Below are 14788 nucleotides of genomic sequence, written 5' to 3'. Positions count from 1 at the left end.
AATATCCTCTGTTGAACGGACCGGGCGAGCCCTCGATCCGGTGTGGAAGCAGGCGTCGCCGCCCTAATGCGCGACGGTGGGCTTCGCTGCCGGACGACGGCCGGCCAACTGCCCGCCGGCAAGTTCGGCGATCAGATCGATGACTATGTCGTGGTCGCTTGCCGCCAGCGCGTTCCAGCGCGCGAGGTTCTCGGTGGCCGACGCAACATACTGCCTGCGCCACTGAGACGCCGCGATGGCTCCGCCGATCTGCGACGCCGCGGTGCCGTGGTTCGATGGATCGATGAAGATTCCGGATGTTCCCAGCACTTCATGGAAGACGGGCGCATTCGGTGCCACGATCGGCAGGCCGGCATACTGGGCTTCGAGCAGCGGCAAGCCGAGGCCTTCGTCATGCGAGGTGCACAGGAAGATATCGGCCTCATCGAGAATCCGTGTCACATTCTCGGATGACTGGTAGCCATGCAAGTTCACACACGACATGCGTTCCAGCGTCTTCCAGTCATCGCCCCAGCCCTTGCGGCCGACGATATCGAGGGTGGCGCGGGGAAAGCCGTGCTGGCGCAGTTCACGGACGATATTGGCCGCGGCGATGAAGTTCTTGCGTGGCTCCACGGTGCCGAGGGCCACGACGCGCAGCGGCGACGTCTCGGGTTCGCGTTCGGCGCGCTCGGCGGATTGCAGGTTGAACACGTTGCGCACTGGCGGGCGATACAGCGTGATCTCGGCGTCCGGCCGACAATGCTCGGCCAGCTTGCGCTGGGTGTCGCGCGAATTGGTCAGGAAGCGCGGATAGTTCTTGAGCGCGATCTTGAAGGGGGCCGCCATATAGAGTCGCGCACGCGCATTGAGATCAGCCCGTCGCGTCAGCAGGAAGTCGTCATGCATATAGGGCAGCACACGCGATGAAAACATCCGCAGCAGCGGGCTTGGCGGAAAGCCGGGGCACAGCAGGAACGACGAGGGAGACGCCAGGCGCATCGGCAGACCGAAAGTCTGCGTCGCCACCATCTGGCCGGTGCCGCGCGAGGTGATGGGCACGACATCGAGCGGCGCCAGCGCCTGCTCCGAGAACAGCTCAAGTGTGATTCGTTCGAGCCCGGTCACGTGGCGTCCGAGATGGGTGTGATCGACATAGATGGTCATGCGAACTCCTGATCCCGGGGGATGGCGCGGACATGCGGGGCGGCCATCGGTGGCCTCGCGTGAAGTGGACGGGGCGGCGCCTTGGTCGGTGCCCGTTCGCGCGGCAGCAGCAGCGCGATGAGCAGGACAAGCTGCGCCAGCTGGATGTTCTTCGACGAGAAACTCACCGAACTCGCGGCGATCATCAGGATCAGCAGCACGATGGCCCATGCGGCGCGATCAGACCGGCGCAAAAGTTCAACGAAGAAGCAGGTCAGGCCCAGCGTGATCAGGATGGTGTGGATGAGGCCGAATTGCACGATGCAGGACACCCAGAAATTCTCGATGCCGTAATTCAGCCCGAGCTGCGACTGCAGCGCATTCGCGCGAACCGGATTGGGCCCAAGGATCAGTTCGCTCCATTGGAAATGATTGAGCATGTCGAAGGTCGCAAAGCGGGCCAGGGCGCTGCCTTTGTCCGACGAGAAGCGCAGCAGCATCTTGTCGAAGATGCCGAGATAGAGAGCGGCGAACACGACGCCTGCCGCTGCAAAAAGAAAGCAGATTGCGCCAACTGCAAACAGCAGCGGCACGCGCTTGCCGCGGATCAGCCGGATCGTTTCGAGCAGGCCGAGACCGGCCAGCACGAACAATACCGTCATCAGCGCGGTGCGGCCGCCGAAGGCCATCAGCGAGCCCAGACTGAAGGCGATCAGTGGCACGCGGATCATGATCGGCGGGCAGATGGCCGGTCGCAGCACCAGCGCCATGATATAGGCGCCGACGATGCCCGAGGCCGTCAAGGGATGGCCAAGGAGCGCGGCCGAGCGCCATTCACCGACCACCAGCACGCTGCCGAGCGTCAGCGGAATGATGCGATGGCCGGAGAAATATTCGTAATAACCAATCAGGATGTTGAGCAGCAGCGTCGCATGGATGGCCCAGACCAGTGGCCGCCGCTGCGCCGGTGTCAGCCGCCAGATCAGCAGGCACAGCAAGACCGGCAGCAGGAATGTGTCGATGATGACGGTGAACGGGCGTTCCAGCACGAACATCTGAATCAGCAGGACGAACCAGCAGAACAGATGCACCAGCAAAAGCTTGGCGTCCGTGAAGGCACGGTTGATCTCGCCGATCGGATCGCCATCGCGCATCAGCAGCAGAAGCGTCGCGATGAAAGTCGCATAGGTGCCGGGGTGCAGCTTCTCCAGAAAATTGCCGCCGGGTGTCAGATAGTGGATCTTGAGATTGGTCAGAACGCCGCCGGACAGCGTGAAGATCGCGACGATGGCGCCCAGCAGGACGCATATGATCATAAGATTGATGAGCTGAGCGGCATTGACCATCTGCCGTCGTTGCGGAACGCGCGCACGCGGGCCTGCCGCGGCGAGACCGCCGTTGCGATGGAGCCTGAGCGGCGCGGTCCGGACCAATGTCAACGCGCGGCCCCCGCGCTGGCGGCGGCGACACCGTAGGGCTTCAGATAGGCCGAGCTGCGGTAATAGTCATAGAAGCGGATCTTGTTGAGATCGACCTGGGTCAGCACGGTACCGAGAATGCGGTCATGCACCGGAGCCAACAGTTCCATCGTGTGGGCGACAACCTCGCGCGGTGTCTGATTCCAGGCCATGGCAAGCAGAATTCGGTCGGCGAGTTCGGCCAGTGCTCGGCCGTCGACCAGCGGGATCAACGGCGGCGAGTCGATGATGATCAGTTCATAATGTGACTTCAGGCGGTCGAGGATTTCGACGATCTGCTCGGAGAACATCAACTCGGTGATGGCATCGACGTCCTTGATAGCAGGGGAGGGCAAAATCGAGAGGCCGGTGCTGCGATCGCGCAGGATGGCATGTTCCAACGGCACTTCGCCGGTTGCCACCTGCAGCAGGCCGGCATCGGCATTGGGGCTGACGGCGCGTGTCAGGCCGGGATTGCGCAGATCGCCGTCGATCAGCAGCGTGTTGATGCCGAGCGTGGCGAAGGACAAAGCAAGATTTCCGGCGAAAGTCGTCTTGCCTTCACTTTCGAGGCCCGACGTCACCAGCACCACCTTGACCGTGTCGATCTTGCGCGCGCGCTGGATTGCCAGACGCACGGCACGGATCGCTTCGGCGAAGAATGTGCCGGGCTCCTCGATGGCATAACGCATCAGCGGAGGCTGCAATGCGGCCGGCAGCAGTCGCATGGTGCGCGGGTCGTAATTGCCAAGTTCGGTGCGGCCGCGTTTGGCGCGTCCGGCGAGTTCGCGGCTGCTGATCGACGGCAAGGCCGCGAGGGCGGGAACACCCGAAATCTCTTCGGCCTGTTCCAGTGTCTTGATCCGTCCGTCGAGGTAGTCGGTCAGGAATGCCAGCACAGTGCCGCCGCCGAGGCCGAGCAGGATGGCAAAGCCGAGGATGAGGGCTGTCTTCGGCGCGGAGGGCTTGAGCGGGATGCTGGCAAAGCTGACGATACGGGAGTCCGGCATCTCCAGGCTTTCCTGCGCCGTCGTCTCCTTGGAACGCGCCAGATACGATTCGTAGAGCGTGCGATTGGCCTCGGCCTCGCGCTGCAGCTCATGCAGCCGGACCACGGCCTGACCGGATGTGCTGGAGACGCCCTGCAGCTTGTCGAAACTATCCTGCAGCGAGGCCTCGCGGGATTTCGCGACGTCGTAATCATGCGTCGTGCTTTGCACGATGCGCGCGATTTCCTCATTGATCAGCCGCTGTGTGTCCCTGAGCTGCGCCCGCACATTCGCCACCTGCGGATGGCGTGGGCCGTATTTGCTGGTCAGGTCGGCTTCGTTCTTGGCGATATCCGCATATTGCGTGCGCAGCTTGCTCACCATCTCCGAGGAAACGGCGGCGTTGAGCCCGCCGGCATCGCCGCCGGTTTTCGCCAATTGCTGCACCTGATCGAACTTGGCGCGCGCCTCGGCGGTCTGCACCCGGGCGGCAATCAGCTTGTTGTTGAGATCGGTGATTTGCTGGTCGTTGACGGTCACGCCCTGCGCAACGGCGAGATTATTGGCGGCGCGATAATCCGCGACCGCCTGTTCCGAGGTCACGACGCGATTCTTCAGCGCATCGATCTGGCCGCCGAGCCATTTGGCTGCGATGCGCGTCGCATCATACTTGGCGCGCACCTGTTCCTCGAAATAGGCGTCGGCGACGGCATTGGCGATGGTGGCGGCCTTCTGAGGCGATTCCGAACTGACGGCGATATCGACCAGGAAAGTGGTGCCTTGCCGTGTCACCTTCATGCGGCGCTGGAGCAGATAGATAGAATATGCGCGCGCGGCGTCCTCGGGGCTCACGCCGTCGACGGGGCTGCCGCTGCGAAACAGGTTCCGGATCGGATCGAGCAGCCCCGGCTTCGCCATGAACTCGGGGTCCTGCGTCAGCTTCAATTTGTCGGCCACGCGCTGCAGAATGGTCAGCGACTGGATCAGCAGCGTCTGGCTTTCGATGGTCGCATCATCGGTGCCGAAATTGGTCAGCACCGACTGGTTGGTCTCGACCACATTGGCGCGGCGCGGATCGACCAGCACCGTGGAGGTCGCCGTATAAAGAGTGGTGGCTGTCAGGACATATGCCAGCGCGATTCCGCCCAGCACGGCAGCGGGCAACACGACCGCACGCCAGCGCCGCCGCAGGATGCGCGCCATCTCCCTGAGATCGACGGTCGGCGCCTGCCAGCCTGCAACCGCAGTCGGGACCGGCTCCGGGGGCGCCGGAAAGGGCTGGTCAAAATTGCGCTGTAACATTGAGCCCTACCTGATGTTTGTCGTAACTGAAGGTGGGTATATCGCTGTCGCGCGATGTGTAGCGGTGATAGGCCGAGATCGCGCTGAAGCGGTTCATCAGATACTTCACGCTGGCATTCGTCGTGGTTACGCGGTCCTTGCGGGACTGGCCGAAGAAGCGGTCGACTTCATAGGCGCCCGTCAGCGACAGGATGACGTTGCGACGCAGTTCGTAGTCGACACCGACCTGCACGGCATTGGCCAGCACGCCGGTCGAACTCGTATCGGATGTCTGCGTCACGAGTTGTTCGGCCTTGACGTGGATGTCCATCAGCCGCGTCGGGCTCCAGGTGAGCTTGGCGCGATAGGATGGTCCGTCGACGGTGCCGATCAGCGGATTGTCGAAACGCTGTTCGACATAGCCGCCGCCGAATTCACCGCGGATCAAATTGCCGAAACCGACCGTGAAGCCGGACAGGGCGCGATAGCCGGTGGAGTCCAGCGTCTGGCCGGGCATGCCGCGGATATTGCGCTGGTTGCCTTCGACGCCGCCGAACCAGCCGAGCACCGGCGAGAACGCATAATCGACGCGGCCATGAAGCGCATAGATCTGGCCGTCGCGGCTGCTCTGGTCGATCAGGTTGCCATCCTGCGCACGCGCCGTGCCGTAATCGTACGAATCGACCCGCGCGCCGATCGATGTCGCGAGCCGGTTGAATTCCTTGCGGACGGTGAGGTCGCCGGACATCAGGTTATAAGGAGTCGGCGTCACGGCGTTGGCGGGCGAACTCAGTGAGCCCACACCCTCGTTGAGATGCGCGATCTGGAAACTGCCCAGCACGACCATGTCATTGGCGATATCGATCCAGCCGGCGCCCTTCAGGCTCACATCGGTCTGGTCGAGACTCGAATTTTCGTTATAGGCCGTGGTTCGTGAATTGAGCTTGATGTCGATGCCGTGTCGTTCCCACAGCGTGTGAGCACGCAGGCTCGGCTCGATCACCGCCGCGACGTCGCCGCGCTTCTGGGTGTTCGAGGCAAACACATTGCTGTCATAGAGCGCGCCCGTCATCAGCGACGGGTTGAACATCCAGGATCCCTGGCGGATGCCGACGGGTTCATAACCAGGTTGCTGTCTCTTTTTCACTGGCATGTCCTCGGGCGCTACTTCTTCCCGACTATCCCGATCGGCCAGATCGGGCAGCGCGGTCGGCTCGAAAATCCGTTGCGCATTCCAGGGCGGCGCGAGTTCGTCGTTGGTCGCCGGAATCGCCTGAGCATTGGCGGGTGATGCAATACCAAGCAGGATCACGGTGGCTGGCCACGGAGCGATGCGAAGGGCGCGGCGCGCGACGGCAATCGACCGCAGCCCCTCCGGTCCTTCGCTGATCGCATCCGATCCTGCTGACGCAAGCATACATTTCATCACTCATCCCTTGCGAAGGAACTGCATTTCCCCGCTATCGAACTGTCGTCGAGACTTGATTGCCGCTTAGAAATTCACCTCGGCGCTTACAAACTCAGCAAGCCCGTGATGAATGTCGCGCCCCCACTAGCGCACTCAACACTCGTCTGATGAAACGTCCTCTCCTTGCTGCCTTCAGTGTGAAGTGCGAAATGAAATCATCGCAGTGCACAAGAATACGCATCGCAAAAAGTCGAGACTATGGCGACGCGCGACATGAAGGCGCGCGTTGTCACTACACATCAGACAAAATCAAAAATGATGAGCTCAGAAGTATCGTTCCGGGACACGAACATTGTCGCCGGGAAATATCAGCACGGGTGAATCGAGAGCATGGATTTCTTCGACGGTTGAGCCCGATCGACGCAAATACACTTTGTTCTCATTGGCGCGATAGGTGAATCCACCTGCGGTCGCGACCGCGTCCATCACTGTGAGACCCGTACGATAAGGATATTCACCGCTCTTCTTCACCTCGCCGAGGATATAGAAGGGGCGATACAGCGCGATTTCCACATTCACGCGTGGGTCTCGCACGATTCCCTTGGCTAGTGCGGACGCGATGCCCTTTTCCAGTTGCCGTGTGGTCAGCCCAGCGGCCTTCACGTGGCCCGCAAGTGGAATCGATACGAATCCGTTGCTGTCGACTTCGTATTCGCCGGTGATATCAGCCTCGCCATAGACCTTCAGACGGATCCTGTCAGTCGGTCCAAGAAGATAGGTGCCTGACGGCGAGGCTGCAGAAATCCGTTGGTCTTGCGCGAGCGCGATCGACGGAACGACTGCAGCAAGCAGGAGTGAAAGCACCGGCACTATCAAGATGCCGGCGCATCGGTTCGTTCGCAACATGTTAGACCCCCAACACAACATCACTGTGATCATCTGCATCAATTCGATGACAATTGAACGGATGACATTCGCGCGCGAGAGTGTCCGACAAAAAGCGGCGAAAGAATGTGGTGTGCTCACAGAGTGCGCTGATTGCGTACTAGTGTGTTTTTACAGAACCAGAATCTCGGTGCCTTCGATGGCGATGCAAGTGAGAGTTCCGCTGTGCCACGCCCCCGTGTCGATATTCACACGGTTGTCTCTGATATCAGGATGGGGAACCGGGGTGTGTCCGTGCACCACATAGACGCCATGATCGTTCTTTGAATCGAGAAACTCATTTCGAATCCACATCAGATCGTGAGGATCTTGCGATGATAGCGGGACGTTCGGGCGTATGCCCGCGTGAACGAAGAGAAAGTCGCCGCATCTGATATTGTTCCGCAAACAGCGCAAGAAAGCGTCATGTGCCGGCGGGAACACGGCGTGGAAGGCTTGCTGTACGTCGCTCGCGGTCGCGGTCCGTGATGGAGAAACGCCATAGGATGCAAGGGTCTGGAGGCCGCCGAGCTGGCGCCAGTAATCGAGCACGCTGGCATCTGCCAGAAAGTCTTCCAGGATAGCTTCGTGATTGCCGCGCAGGCAGATTGCATGGTTATGAACCATGCGGACTGCCAGCAAATCGATCACACCTTTTGAATCCGCGCCACGATCGATGTAATCGCCGATATAGACCTCTGCCGCATAGGCGATCGGGCGACGTTGAATGTCCTCATCGATACGCGCGATGGTTTCCTGCAGCAGGTCGGCGCGTCCGTGAATGTCGCCGATAGCATAGATGCGCGTATCGGGCGGCAGGGCCGCCTTGTTCGAACCTGACCTGGAGAGGGAGCGCGGCATTGTGTGCAAACTACGATCAGGGAACCGTCGCGGTCAATTTCAATCGGTTGCGTAATGCCTTGAGACTCATAAAGCTTTGAGGATCGTCAGGAGCTCAGAAGAAAATCATGCGACAGGCGACGATCACAGCGACCCAGACGGCCGCGTTGATCAGAAGAAGTCTATTTCGCAGTCTGCGGCCAGATGCGTTACGCACCTCGCGGGTAGCGCTATCCACAGGGCTGGACGTCGCCGCCGTATCCGCGCCGATCACCCGCGGGGGAAATGAGATGTCCCCTCTATTCATCTGAGGTGTTCGTCGAGCGACCATGGCGATGCCGGCAATATCTGGCGGAGTGAGCATTCTCAGTGCGCAACATAATGGACGCGCTTTAGTGTCGAATGAAAAATCAAGCTCGAATCGATTGCCGCTTGGTGGCGATTTGTTAATTGCAGAGATCATGCACCCGATCTCGCAACGACGCGATGCAATTCAGCGATCTCGGTAGTTCAATTATTTTGCATGGCTGCCGTGAATGAGATGCAGCGCAATAGATGCGCAAAACGATCTAACCGCTTCCGTGCACAAAGAATTTTGCGCGTCGCACAATTATATCAATATTGCGACTGCGTAACGTTGCACGCCAATACCGTTTTGCCGCCCCAATTCGTTCGCACAGTTAAGAAATCTTCAGTGATGAAGGTTCTTGCTGGTCGATGAACATGGTTTCGCAATTGCGAATGTTTGTCGACGGGAAGGGCTCTGAGTTCGCATGCCTGCCACATGGGCATGTTTCTATCCGATTATCGCGCACCAAGTTCCAGCAGGGAGCGAGAGCATGGCCTCTACAGTTTCAGTTGGTTTTGATCGCAACAAGGTGACGCCGCTCTGGAAGGAGCGGCAGTTCATTTCCGTGCGGCCGGTCGAGTTTGCCGGGCATGGGTCCTATCGCAACAGTGCCTATCGCCGCCGCCGGACCGGCCAGGTGGCGCGGTGCGAGCCATCGGAGTCGATTGCCAAGCGATTGTTCGACATGGCTGCCGCGGGCTCGGCCCTGCTGTTCCTGGCGCCGCTGCTGATCACCATCGCAATCATCATCAAGGCGACCTCCCCGGGTCCGGTGTTTTTCACTCAGTATCGCTACGGCTACCGCAACCGGTTCTTCAAGATCTACAAGTTCCGCTCGATGCGCACCGATGCCGGCGACAAGCGCGGCATTCAGCAGACCGTCGAAGGCGACGCCCGGGTGACGCGGATCGGCAAGCTGCTGCGCAAGACCAGCCTCGACGAGATTCCGCAGCTCATCAACGTACTCAAGGGCGATATGTCCCTGGTTGGGCCGCGGCCCCATGTGCCGGGCATGCTGGCCGCCAACGTGCTCTATGAAGATCTCGTGCCGTATTACTTTACGCGTCACAGTGCACGGCCCGGCATCACCGGTCTGGCCCAGGTGAGCGGCTGCCGCGGCAGCACCGTCGAGGCGCCACGGGCGATCTCGCGCATCGATTACGACCTCGATTATATCGAAAAATGGTCGATGCGCATGGACATCATGATCATCGTGCAGACTGTTCGGCGCGAATTCCTCTCCGGCAGTGGCTTCTGATGCCGACGATCGTCTGAGCGAGAGCGCGGCGCCCACATCACACATTGCAGACATTGCGCTGGCGGAGCATCGCCGGACGCCTGGATTTTTTTGCCTTGAAACGAGCCTCGAACGAAGGGTGACAGCCATGACTGCGACGCAACGGACCAAGCAGCTCCTGAAAGACGCTTTCCCCTCGATGTATCTGCGCTGGCGCTTCATGAAGCGTCCCAAATCGGCGGAGCGGGAACTTGCCTATCTCGACAAGATCGTGCCGCAGGGCGCTGTCACGGTCGATGTCGGCGCCAATTGCGGTCTCTATACCCAGCAACTGGCGCGGCTGTCCGGTCAGGTCCATGCGTTCGAGCCGTCGCACGAGATGGCCGACCTGTTGCGGCGGACCTCGGCGTCCAATGTCCGCATTCATGAAGTGGCGCTCTCGGATCATGAAGGCGATGCCGAGCTTTACACGCCGCAAGGCGAGGACGGGCTCGTTTACGGACGGGCCTCGCTCGAGCAGCAATATGAGCCGTCGGTGAAGCAACTGGTCGCGACGTATGTTCCTTTGGCGCGTCTCGATGGTGTCGTGCGTGAAGATGTGTCCTTCGTGAAGGTGGACGTCGAGGGGCACGAGTTGAACGTCCTGCAGGGCGCCGTCGGGCTGATCGACCGGTGTCAGCCCGTGTTCCTGGTCGAGGCGGAGGATCGCCACCGTGCCGAGGCGACGCGCTCGGTGTTCGATTTCTTTCGCGACAAATCCTATCGCGGTTTCTTCCTCCAGGACGACGCGGTGGTCTCCATCGATCATTTCGATGCCGGGGAAATGCAGGACGCCGATGCGCTGCTGCCCAATGGTGGCCGCAAACCCGGGCAAGCCTACGTCAACAACTTCTTTTTCTTTCCGCAGCATCTCGACGGCGAGTTGATCCTCAACAGCTGAGGCGCATGCGGAATTCTCGGGGGATGTCCGGGTCGTTCTGACCGCGGACTGTTTACAAGACAGGACATGCAATGCGAATTGCCATGATTGGCGCGGGCTATGTGGGGCTCGTGTCGGGGGCGTGCTTTTCGGACTTCGGCCATCACGTCACATGCGTCGATACGGATCAGGGAAAGATCGATGCGCTGAACAGTGGCGAGATCCCGATCCATGAGCCGGGTCTCGATGCGCTGGTGGCGAGCAATGCCAAGCAGGGACGGTTGAAATTCGTTACCGACGTCGAATCCGCTGTCGGTGCGGCCGAGGTGGTGTTCATCGCCGTCGGCACGCCCTCGCGGCGCGGTGACGGCCATGCGGACCTCTCCTATGTCTATGCAGCGGCGCGCGAGATCGCGAAGGCCATCAAGAAGTTCACCGTCGTGGTCAACAAGTCGACGGTGCCGGTCGGTTCCGGCGACGAGGTTGAGCGCATCATCCGCGAGGAGAACCCGGATGCCGAATTCGCCGTGGTCTCGAACCCCGAATTCCTGCGCGAAGGCGCTGCTATCAGAGACTTCAAACATCCCGATCGCATCGTCATCGGTTCCGCCGACCAGCGCGCCAAGGACGTGATGGCGGAAGTCTACCGGCCGCTGCATCTCAATTCATCGCCGATCATGTATACGGATCGCCGCACGGCCGAGCTGACCAAATACGCCGCCAACTCGTTCCTTGCGACCAAGGTGGCCTTCATCAACGAGATAGCCGATCTCGCCGAGAAGGTGGGTGCCAATGTGCAGGAAGTCGCGCGGGGTATCGGCCTCGACAACCGGATCGGCCTGAAGTTCCTGCATGCCGGGCCGGGCTATGGCGGCTCGTGTTTTCCGAAGGACACGCTGGCATTGATCAAGACCGGCCAGGATTACGAAGCGCCGTTGCGCATCGTCGAGACGGTTGTGGCCGTTAATGACCAGCGCAAGCGCGCGATGGCGCGCAAGGTGGCTCATGCCTTTGGCGGTAATCTGCGGGGCAAGTCCATCGCCATTCTCGGCGTGACCTTCAAGCCCAATACCGACGACATGCGCGACGCGCCGTCGATTCCGCTGATCACGGCATTGCAGGATATGGGCGCAGAGGTGCGGGTCTATGATCCCGTGGGCATGGAGCAGGCGAAGAAGGTGTTTGAAAACGTCACCTTTTGCGAGGGGCCCTATGAATGCGCGCGCGGTTGCCACGCCATGGTCATCGTTACCGAATGGGAGCAATTCCGCGCGCTGGATCTCAAGGAGATGGCGGCGATCATGGCCTGTCCGGTGATCATCGATCTCCGCAACATCTATTCGCCGGATGAAGTGACGCGGAACGGATTTCTCTACAGCGGCGTCGGCCGGCCACAAGCAGTGGCCTACTGATCCGCGATCCCACGCGGAGGCGGGAGAGCGCGCAGGATCTTTACTGCGTCGCTTCTTCGGCAGTGGCCGGCGCGGTCGCGTGCTCGACGCGCGGCGTCGTGGATGCATCGCTATATGTCTCGGTTTGATAGAGCGATTCGAAGTCGTTTCCGCCGAGATACCAGCTTCCGAGAAAATACGTGGCGCCTATGACGGCTGCAGCCATGACGAGGCCGCGGCCGACGGAGAATACGATGTCGGCTTTGGTGATCTTGTGCATGAAGGATTCCCTATGGGGCATGCCGCTATCCTGCAACGGCGTGGTCCAGATGGTGCTCAGGAATTCGAGCGCAAGAAACAGCGCAATCAGTCCTGCACAGTGTAGCGCTATCGATCTGACATGTCTGCTGGAAATGCCGAGATCGTCGATGACCAGTGAACCAATCGAATAAGCGAACAATGCGGCGCTCAGACCGCAAATCGCCAGAATCGCAATCAGTTTCGGTATCCGTTGCATTCGCGAACATGGCCAATGCGGCTCATTCGTTCAACCGTCACAATTGCGACAATTCAACCCAGAATGTCGGAATAGCGAACACAGGCGCGTGAGGGGCTTTCTCGCGTGGAACCTGAGGATGACGCGAGAGTGACGATGCGTTGGCAGAGGACCGGGGTTATGATTGCACCATGAGACAAACTGCACTTGCATTGGCGCTTGCCGCCGTCATCGCATCGCCGACCTATGCGAACGAAATCGATCAGATGGCGAACAATCTGGAAACAAGCTGTTCGAACCACTTTCGCAAGCGGCCGAACAGGCCTTCGAACGATTCCAGAAAGTTCTGCAACTGTTTTGCCGGAACCTTCACATCGACGATCTCGCTGCGGGAACTCGATGCCGCCAATGGTGTGGTAACATCGGAAATTCAGGAGCAGTTCGAGCGCGCTGCGGAGTTTTGCGGCCGCGACGTTTCGCCATCCGTCGCGCAAGCGGGCAGGGCATGGATTATGGAATCCAACTAGTCGGCGAGTCCCGGCGATCATTGTCGGTTGTTGCCCTGACTCACTGTCGCCTCATTTGACCGCAAGTCTTTGCTTGCCGGCAAAGTGGGACACATCTTGCGTCGGCTTTTGGGGACTGCTCATTGACTGAACCTCGTTTCAAGGCGCAAGTGGCGTCTCGCATGCCTATGCTCCGATTCAAAGAGTCGGGGTTCAGGGAGAAGGCCGGTTCCGCCATAGAGGCGGTTTCGATCGCATGCGCCCATATCCTTGCTATCGCGGCCCTGGTGGTGATCGGCAGTCTTGTCATCTATGTGAGATAACTATTGTGCGTGTTCTTCTTCTCGGCCTGTTGCTATCGGCCGTTGCTCAGCCGTGCTTCGCCCAGAAATTTCTGTCCTTCGAACCTTTGATGATGGACCCGTATGCGACCGTGTTCGTCGACAACGGGTCGTGCTCTGCCGGCAAGGTGCTGAAGGTGCAGGGCGCACCGAACAATCAGCGTCGCAAGAAGAGCTGCGTGCCGATCAGCGACGTTCGCGGCCCCGGTGCCGTCAGAGGCAAATAGCAACCGCGCGATCAATCGATCCCCAGGGCTTCGTGGCATCCATGCCCAAATAGGCAGCTCAGGCAGAAAATGCGGGCTTAATTCATCGAAAATGCCCCCATCCGCTCGGACGCACTGACAAGCGGGAACAGCATTGCTATGGTCGGGCATACCGGTCGCGCTGTACCGGGTTCCGAATCGAGATGGATCAATTCCGGTGACATTTGAGACTCCCGCGCGTCCGATTGCAATGCAGGGCGGACTCGCGGCATCGTATACGAACATGGCGGACGATGAGGCTGTCGACCTCGCCCGCGAACGTTTTGGCATCGAGGGGCGCCCCACGCGCTTCGCTACCGAGAAGGACGATACGTTCCGGATCGCGCCTGCCAGCGGGCCGCGTTTTATCCTGAAGGTTGCGAATCCCGTCGAGGACATTCCCGAGATTGATCTGCAGGTGCAGGTGCTCGATCACGTCGCGGCGCGCGCGCCCGACCTTCCGGTGCCGCGCATCATCCCCAACGACAAGGGCGAGCGGCATTTCAGCTATCTCGATCGCGCCGGCCAGCGCCGTCAGGCGCGGATGATGTCCTATCTCGAAGGCCAGCCTCTGAGCGAGGTGCCGTCCACGGCATCCGGTCGTGCCGAGATCGGCAAATTGCTGGCGCGGCTTCGCCTCGCGCTGGCGGATTTCAGCCATCCGTCGGATTCCCGGGTCGTCGCATGGGACGTGAAGAATCTGCTCACGCTGCGCGATCTGCTCGCGGAAATCACTGATGCGGCGCAGCGTCGCAAGGTCGAGGTGGCGCTGGAGCGCTTTGCCGCCATCGAAGGCCGGCTTCAAAAATGTCGCAAGCAGGTACTGCATAACGATTTCACGCGCTCCAATGTCGTCGTCGATGCCGCGCTGCCGGGTTTCGTCAGCGGCATCATCGATTTCGGCGATACCGTCCGCACTGCAATTGCCATCGACGCGTCGACGGCGATGCTCAACCAGTTGCCCGTTGCAATGGATGGCGATGTCTTTGCCGATGGCCGCGATCTCCTCAAAGGTTATCTCTCCATCGCCGATCTGACGGCGGAAGAGCTCAGCCTCATTCCGCATCTGATCTTCTCCCGGCTGGCGACGCGCCTGCTGCTGTCCACCGCGATGGCCAATCGCGTGCCGTCCGTCGCCGCCTATGTCCTGCGCAACAACGAGCAGACCTGGGTCCAGATGGACTGGTTCATCGCCCGCTCGATGGACGAGATCTCCGATCAACTGATGAGCTTCGCCAGATAATTTCCGCCACATCCGACCCTGCTTCCAGAGGAAACAA

14 protein-coding genes are annotated in these 14788 nt (G+C 60.2%); 6 read left to right on the top strand and 8 right to left on the bottom strand.

All coding sequences use genetic code 11. The features are described from left to right. Nucleotides 1-63: 63 nt before the first annotated feature. From AC1RLZ_RS13405 to AC1RLZ_RS13375, 7 genes are all read right to left on the bottom strand, one after another. On the bottom strand, nt 64-1146 hold the full coding sequence (locus AC1RLZ_RS13405; protein WP_493189025.1) for a glycosyltransferase family 4 protein: 1083 nt from the start codon (nt 1144-1146) through the stop codon (nt 64-66). Continuing rightward, nucleotides 1143-2564, bottom strand: coding sequence for a VpsF family polysaccharide biosynthesis protein (locus AC1RLZ_RS13400; RefSeq protein WP_493189024.1), 1422 nt, complete (start codon nt 2562-2564; stop codon nt 1143-1145). Before AC1RLZ_RS13400 ends, AC1RLZ_RS13405 begins: the two co-directional genes overlap by 4 nt. Next, a complete protein-coding gene (locus tag AC1RLZ_RS13395; protein WP_493189023.1) occupies nt 2561-4873 on the bottom strand; it encodes a polysaccharide biosynthesis tyrosine autokinase in 2313 nt (770 codons plus the stop codon). Before AC1RLZ_RS13395 ends, AC1RLZ_RS13400 begins: the two co-directional genes overlap by 4 nt. Continuing rightward, the gene (locus AC1RLZ_RS13390) at nt 4854-6278 is read right to left on the bottom strand and encodes an outer membrane beta-barrel protein (protein ID WP_493189022.1); all 1425 of its coding nucleotides are present in this window, start codon (nt 6276-6278) and stop codon (nt 4854-4856) included. The genes AC1RLZ_RS13395 and AC1RLZ_RS13390 overlap by 20 nt, the downstream gene beginning before the upstream one ends. 306 nt (nt 6279-6584) lie before the next feature. Continuing rightward, nucleotides 6585-7286, bottom strand: a complete 702-nt coding sequence (locus AC1RLZ_RS13385) for a polysaccharide biosynthesis/export family protein (RefSeq protein WP_493189021.1) — start codon at nt 7284-7286, stop codon at nt 6585-6587. Nucleotides 7287-7316: 30 nt separating this feature from the next. After that, the gene (locus tag AC1RLZ_RS13380) at nt 7317-8045 is read right to left on the bottom strand and encodes a metallophosphoesterase family protein (RefSeq protein WP_493189020.1); all 729 of its coding nucleotides are present in this window, start codon (nt 8043-8045) and stop codon (nt 7317-7319) included. Nucleotides 8046-8139: 94 nt separating this feature from the next. Next, entirely contained in the window at nt 8140-8487 is a 348-nt protein-coding gene (locus AC1RLZ_RS13375) for a hypothetical protein (protein ID WP_493189019.1), read from the bottom strand. Between the two features lie 376 nt (nt 8488-8863). On the opposite strand from AC1RLZ_RS13375, the gene AC1RLZ_RS13370 reads away from it, so the two are divergent. From AC1RLZ_RS13370 to AC1RLZ_RS13360, 3 genes are all read left to right on the top strand, one after another. After that, nucleotides 8864-9631, top strand: a complete 768-nt coding sequence (locus AC1RLZ_RS13370) for a sugar transferase (protein WP_493189018.1) — start codon at nt 8864-8866, stop codon at nt 9629-9631. Between the two features lie 127 nt (nt 9632-9758). Further along, nucleotides 9759-10550, top strand: coding sequence for an FkbM family methyltransferase (locus AC1RLZ_RS13365; protein ID WP_493189017.1), 792 nt, complete (start codon nt 9759-9761; stop codon nt 10548-10550). A 71-nt stretch (nt 10551-10621) separates the two neighbouring features. Further along, nucleotides 10622-11941, top strand: coding sequence for a UDP-glucose dehydrogenase family protein (locus AC1RLZ_RS13360; protein ID WP_493189016.1), 1320 nt, complete (start codon nt 10622-10624; stop codon nt 11939-11941). Nucleotides 11942-11981: 40 nt separating this feature from the next. On the opposite strand, the gene AC1RLZ_RS13355 is transcribed toward AC1RLZ_RS13360, so the two are convergent. Next, entirely contained in the window at nt 11982-12437 is a 456-nt protein-coding gene (locus AC1RLZ_RS13355; protein WP_371424754.1) for a hypothetical protein, read from the bottom strand. Between the two features lie 170 nt (nt 12438-12607). On the opposite strand from AC1RLZ_RS13355, the gene AC1RLZ_RS13350 reads away from it, so the two are divergent. From AC1RLZ_RS13350 to AC1RLZ_RS13340, 3 genes are all read left to right on the top strand, one after another. Next, nucleotides 12608-12943: a hypothetical protein gene (locus AC1RLZ_RS13350; protein ID WP_371424753.1), complete on the top strand. Its 336-nt coding sequence runs from the start codon at nt 12608-12610 to the stop codon at nt 12941-12943. A 307-nt stretch (nt 12944-13250) separates the two neighbouring features. Continuing rightward, nucleotides 13251-13490 (top strand): DUF6719 family protein, encoded by a 240-nt coding sequence (locus AC1RLZ_RS13345; protein ID WP_371424752.1) that lies wholly within the window; start codon nt 13251-13253, stop codon nt 13488-13490. A 196-nt stretch (nt 13491-13686) separates the two neighbouring features. After that, nucleotides 13687-14751, top strand: a complete 1065-nt coding sequence (locus tag AC1RLZ_RS13340; RefSeq protein ID WP_493189015.1) for a phosphotransferase — start codon at nt 13687-13689, stop codon at nt 14749-14751. Nucleotides 14752-14788: the final 37 nt, after the last annotated feature.

This window comes from Tardiphaga sp. GW822-FHT04G09 (genome assembly GCF_058800725.1).
The sequence above is the reverse complement of the archived record's forward strand: the minus strand, read 5'-3'. Positions and strand labels throughout refer to the sequence as shown.

Excerpts from the sequence above, each read along its gene's own strand:
- AC1RLZ_RS13405 (WP_493189025.1), bottom strand. The coding sequence starts at position 1,146 with ATGACCATCTATGTCGATCACACCCATCTCGGACGCCACGTGACCGGG.
- AC1RLZ_RS13395 (WP_493189023.1), bottom strand. The coding sequence starts at position 4,873 with ATGTTACAGCGCAATTTTGACCAGCCCTTTCCGGCGCCCCCGGAGCCG.
- AC1RLZ_RS13390 (WP_493189022.1), bottom strand. The coding sequence starts at position 6,278 with ATGAAATGTATGCTTGCGTCAGCAGGATCGGATGCGATCAGCGAAGGA.
- AC1RLZ_RS13380 (WP_493189020.1), bottom strand. The coding sequence starts at position 8,045 with ATGCCGCGCTCCCTCTCCAGGTCAGGTTCGAACAAGGCGGCCCTGCCG.
- AC1RLZ_RS13375 (WP_493189019.1), bottom strand. The coding sequence starts at position 8,487 with ATGATCTCTGCAATTAACAAATCGCCACCAAGCGGCAATCGATTCGAG.
- AC1RLZ_RS13370 (WP_493189018.1), top strand. The coding sequence starts at position 8,864 with ATGGCCTCTACAGTTTCAGTTGGTTTTGATCGCAACAAGGTGACGCCG.
- AC1RLZ_RS13365 (WP_493189017.1), top strand. The coding sequence starts at position 9,759 with ATGACTGCGACGCAACGGACCAAGCAGCTCCTGAAAGACGCTTTCCCC.
- AC1RLZ_RS13360 (WP_493189016.1), top strand. The coding sequence starts at position 10,622 with ATGCGAATTGCCATGATTGGCGCGGGCTATGTGGGGCTCGTGTCGGGG.
- AC1RLZ_RS13355 (WP_371424754.1), bottom strand. The coding sequence starts at position 12,437 with ATGCAACGGATACCGAAACTGATTGCGATTCTGGCGATTTGCGGTCTG.
- AC1RLZ_RS13350 (WP_371424753.1), top strand. The coding sequence starts at position 12,608 with ATGAGACAAACTGCACTTGCATTGGCGCTTGCCGCCGTCATCGCATCG.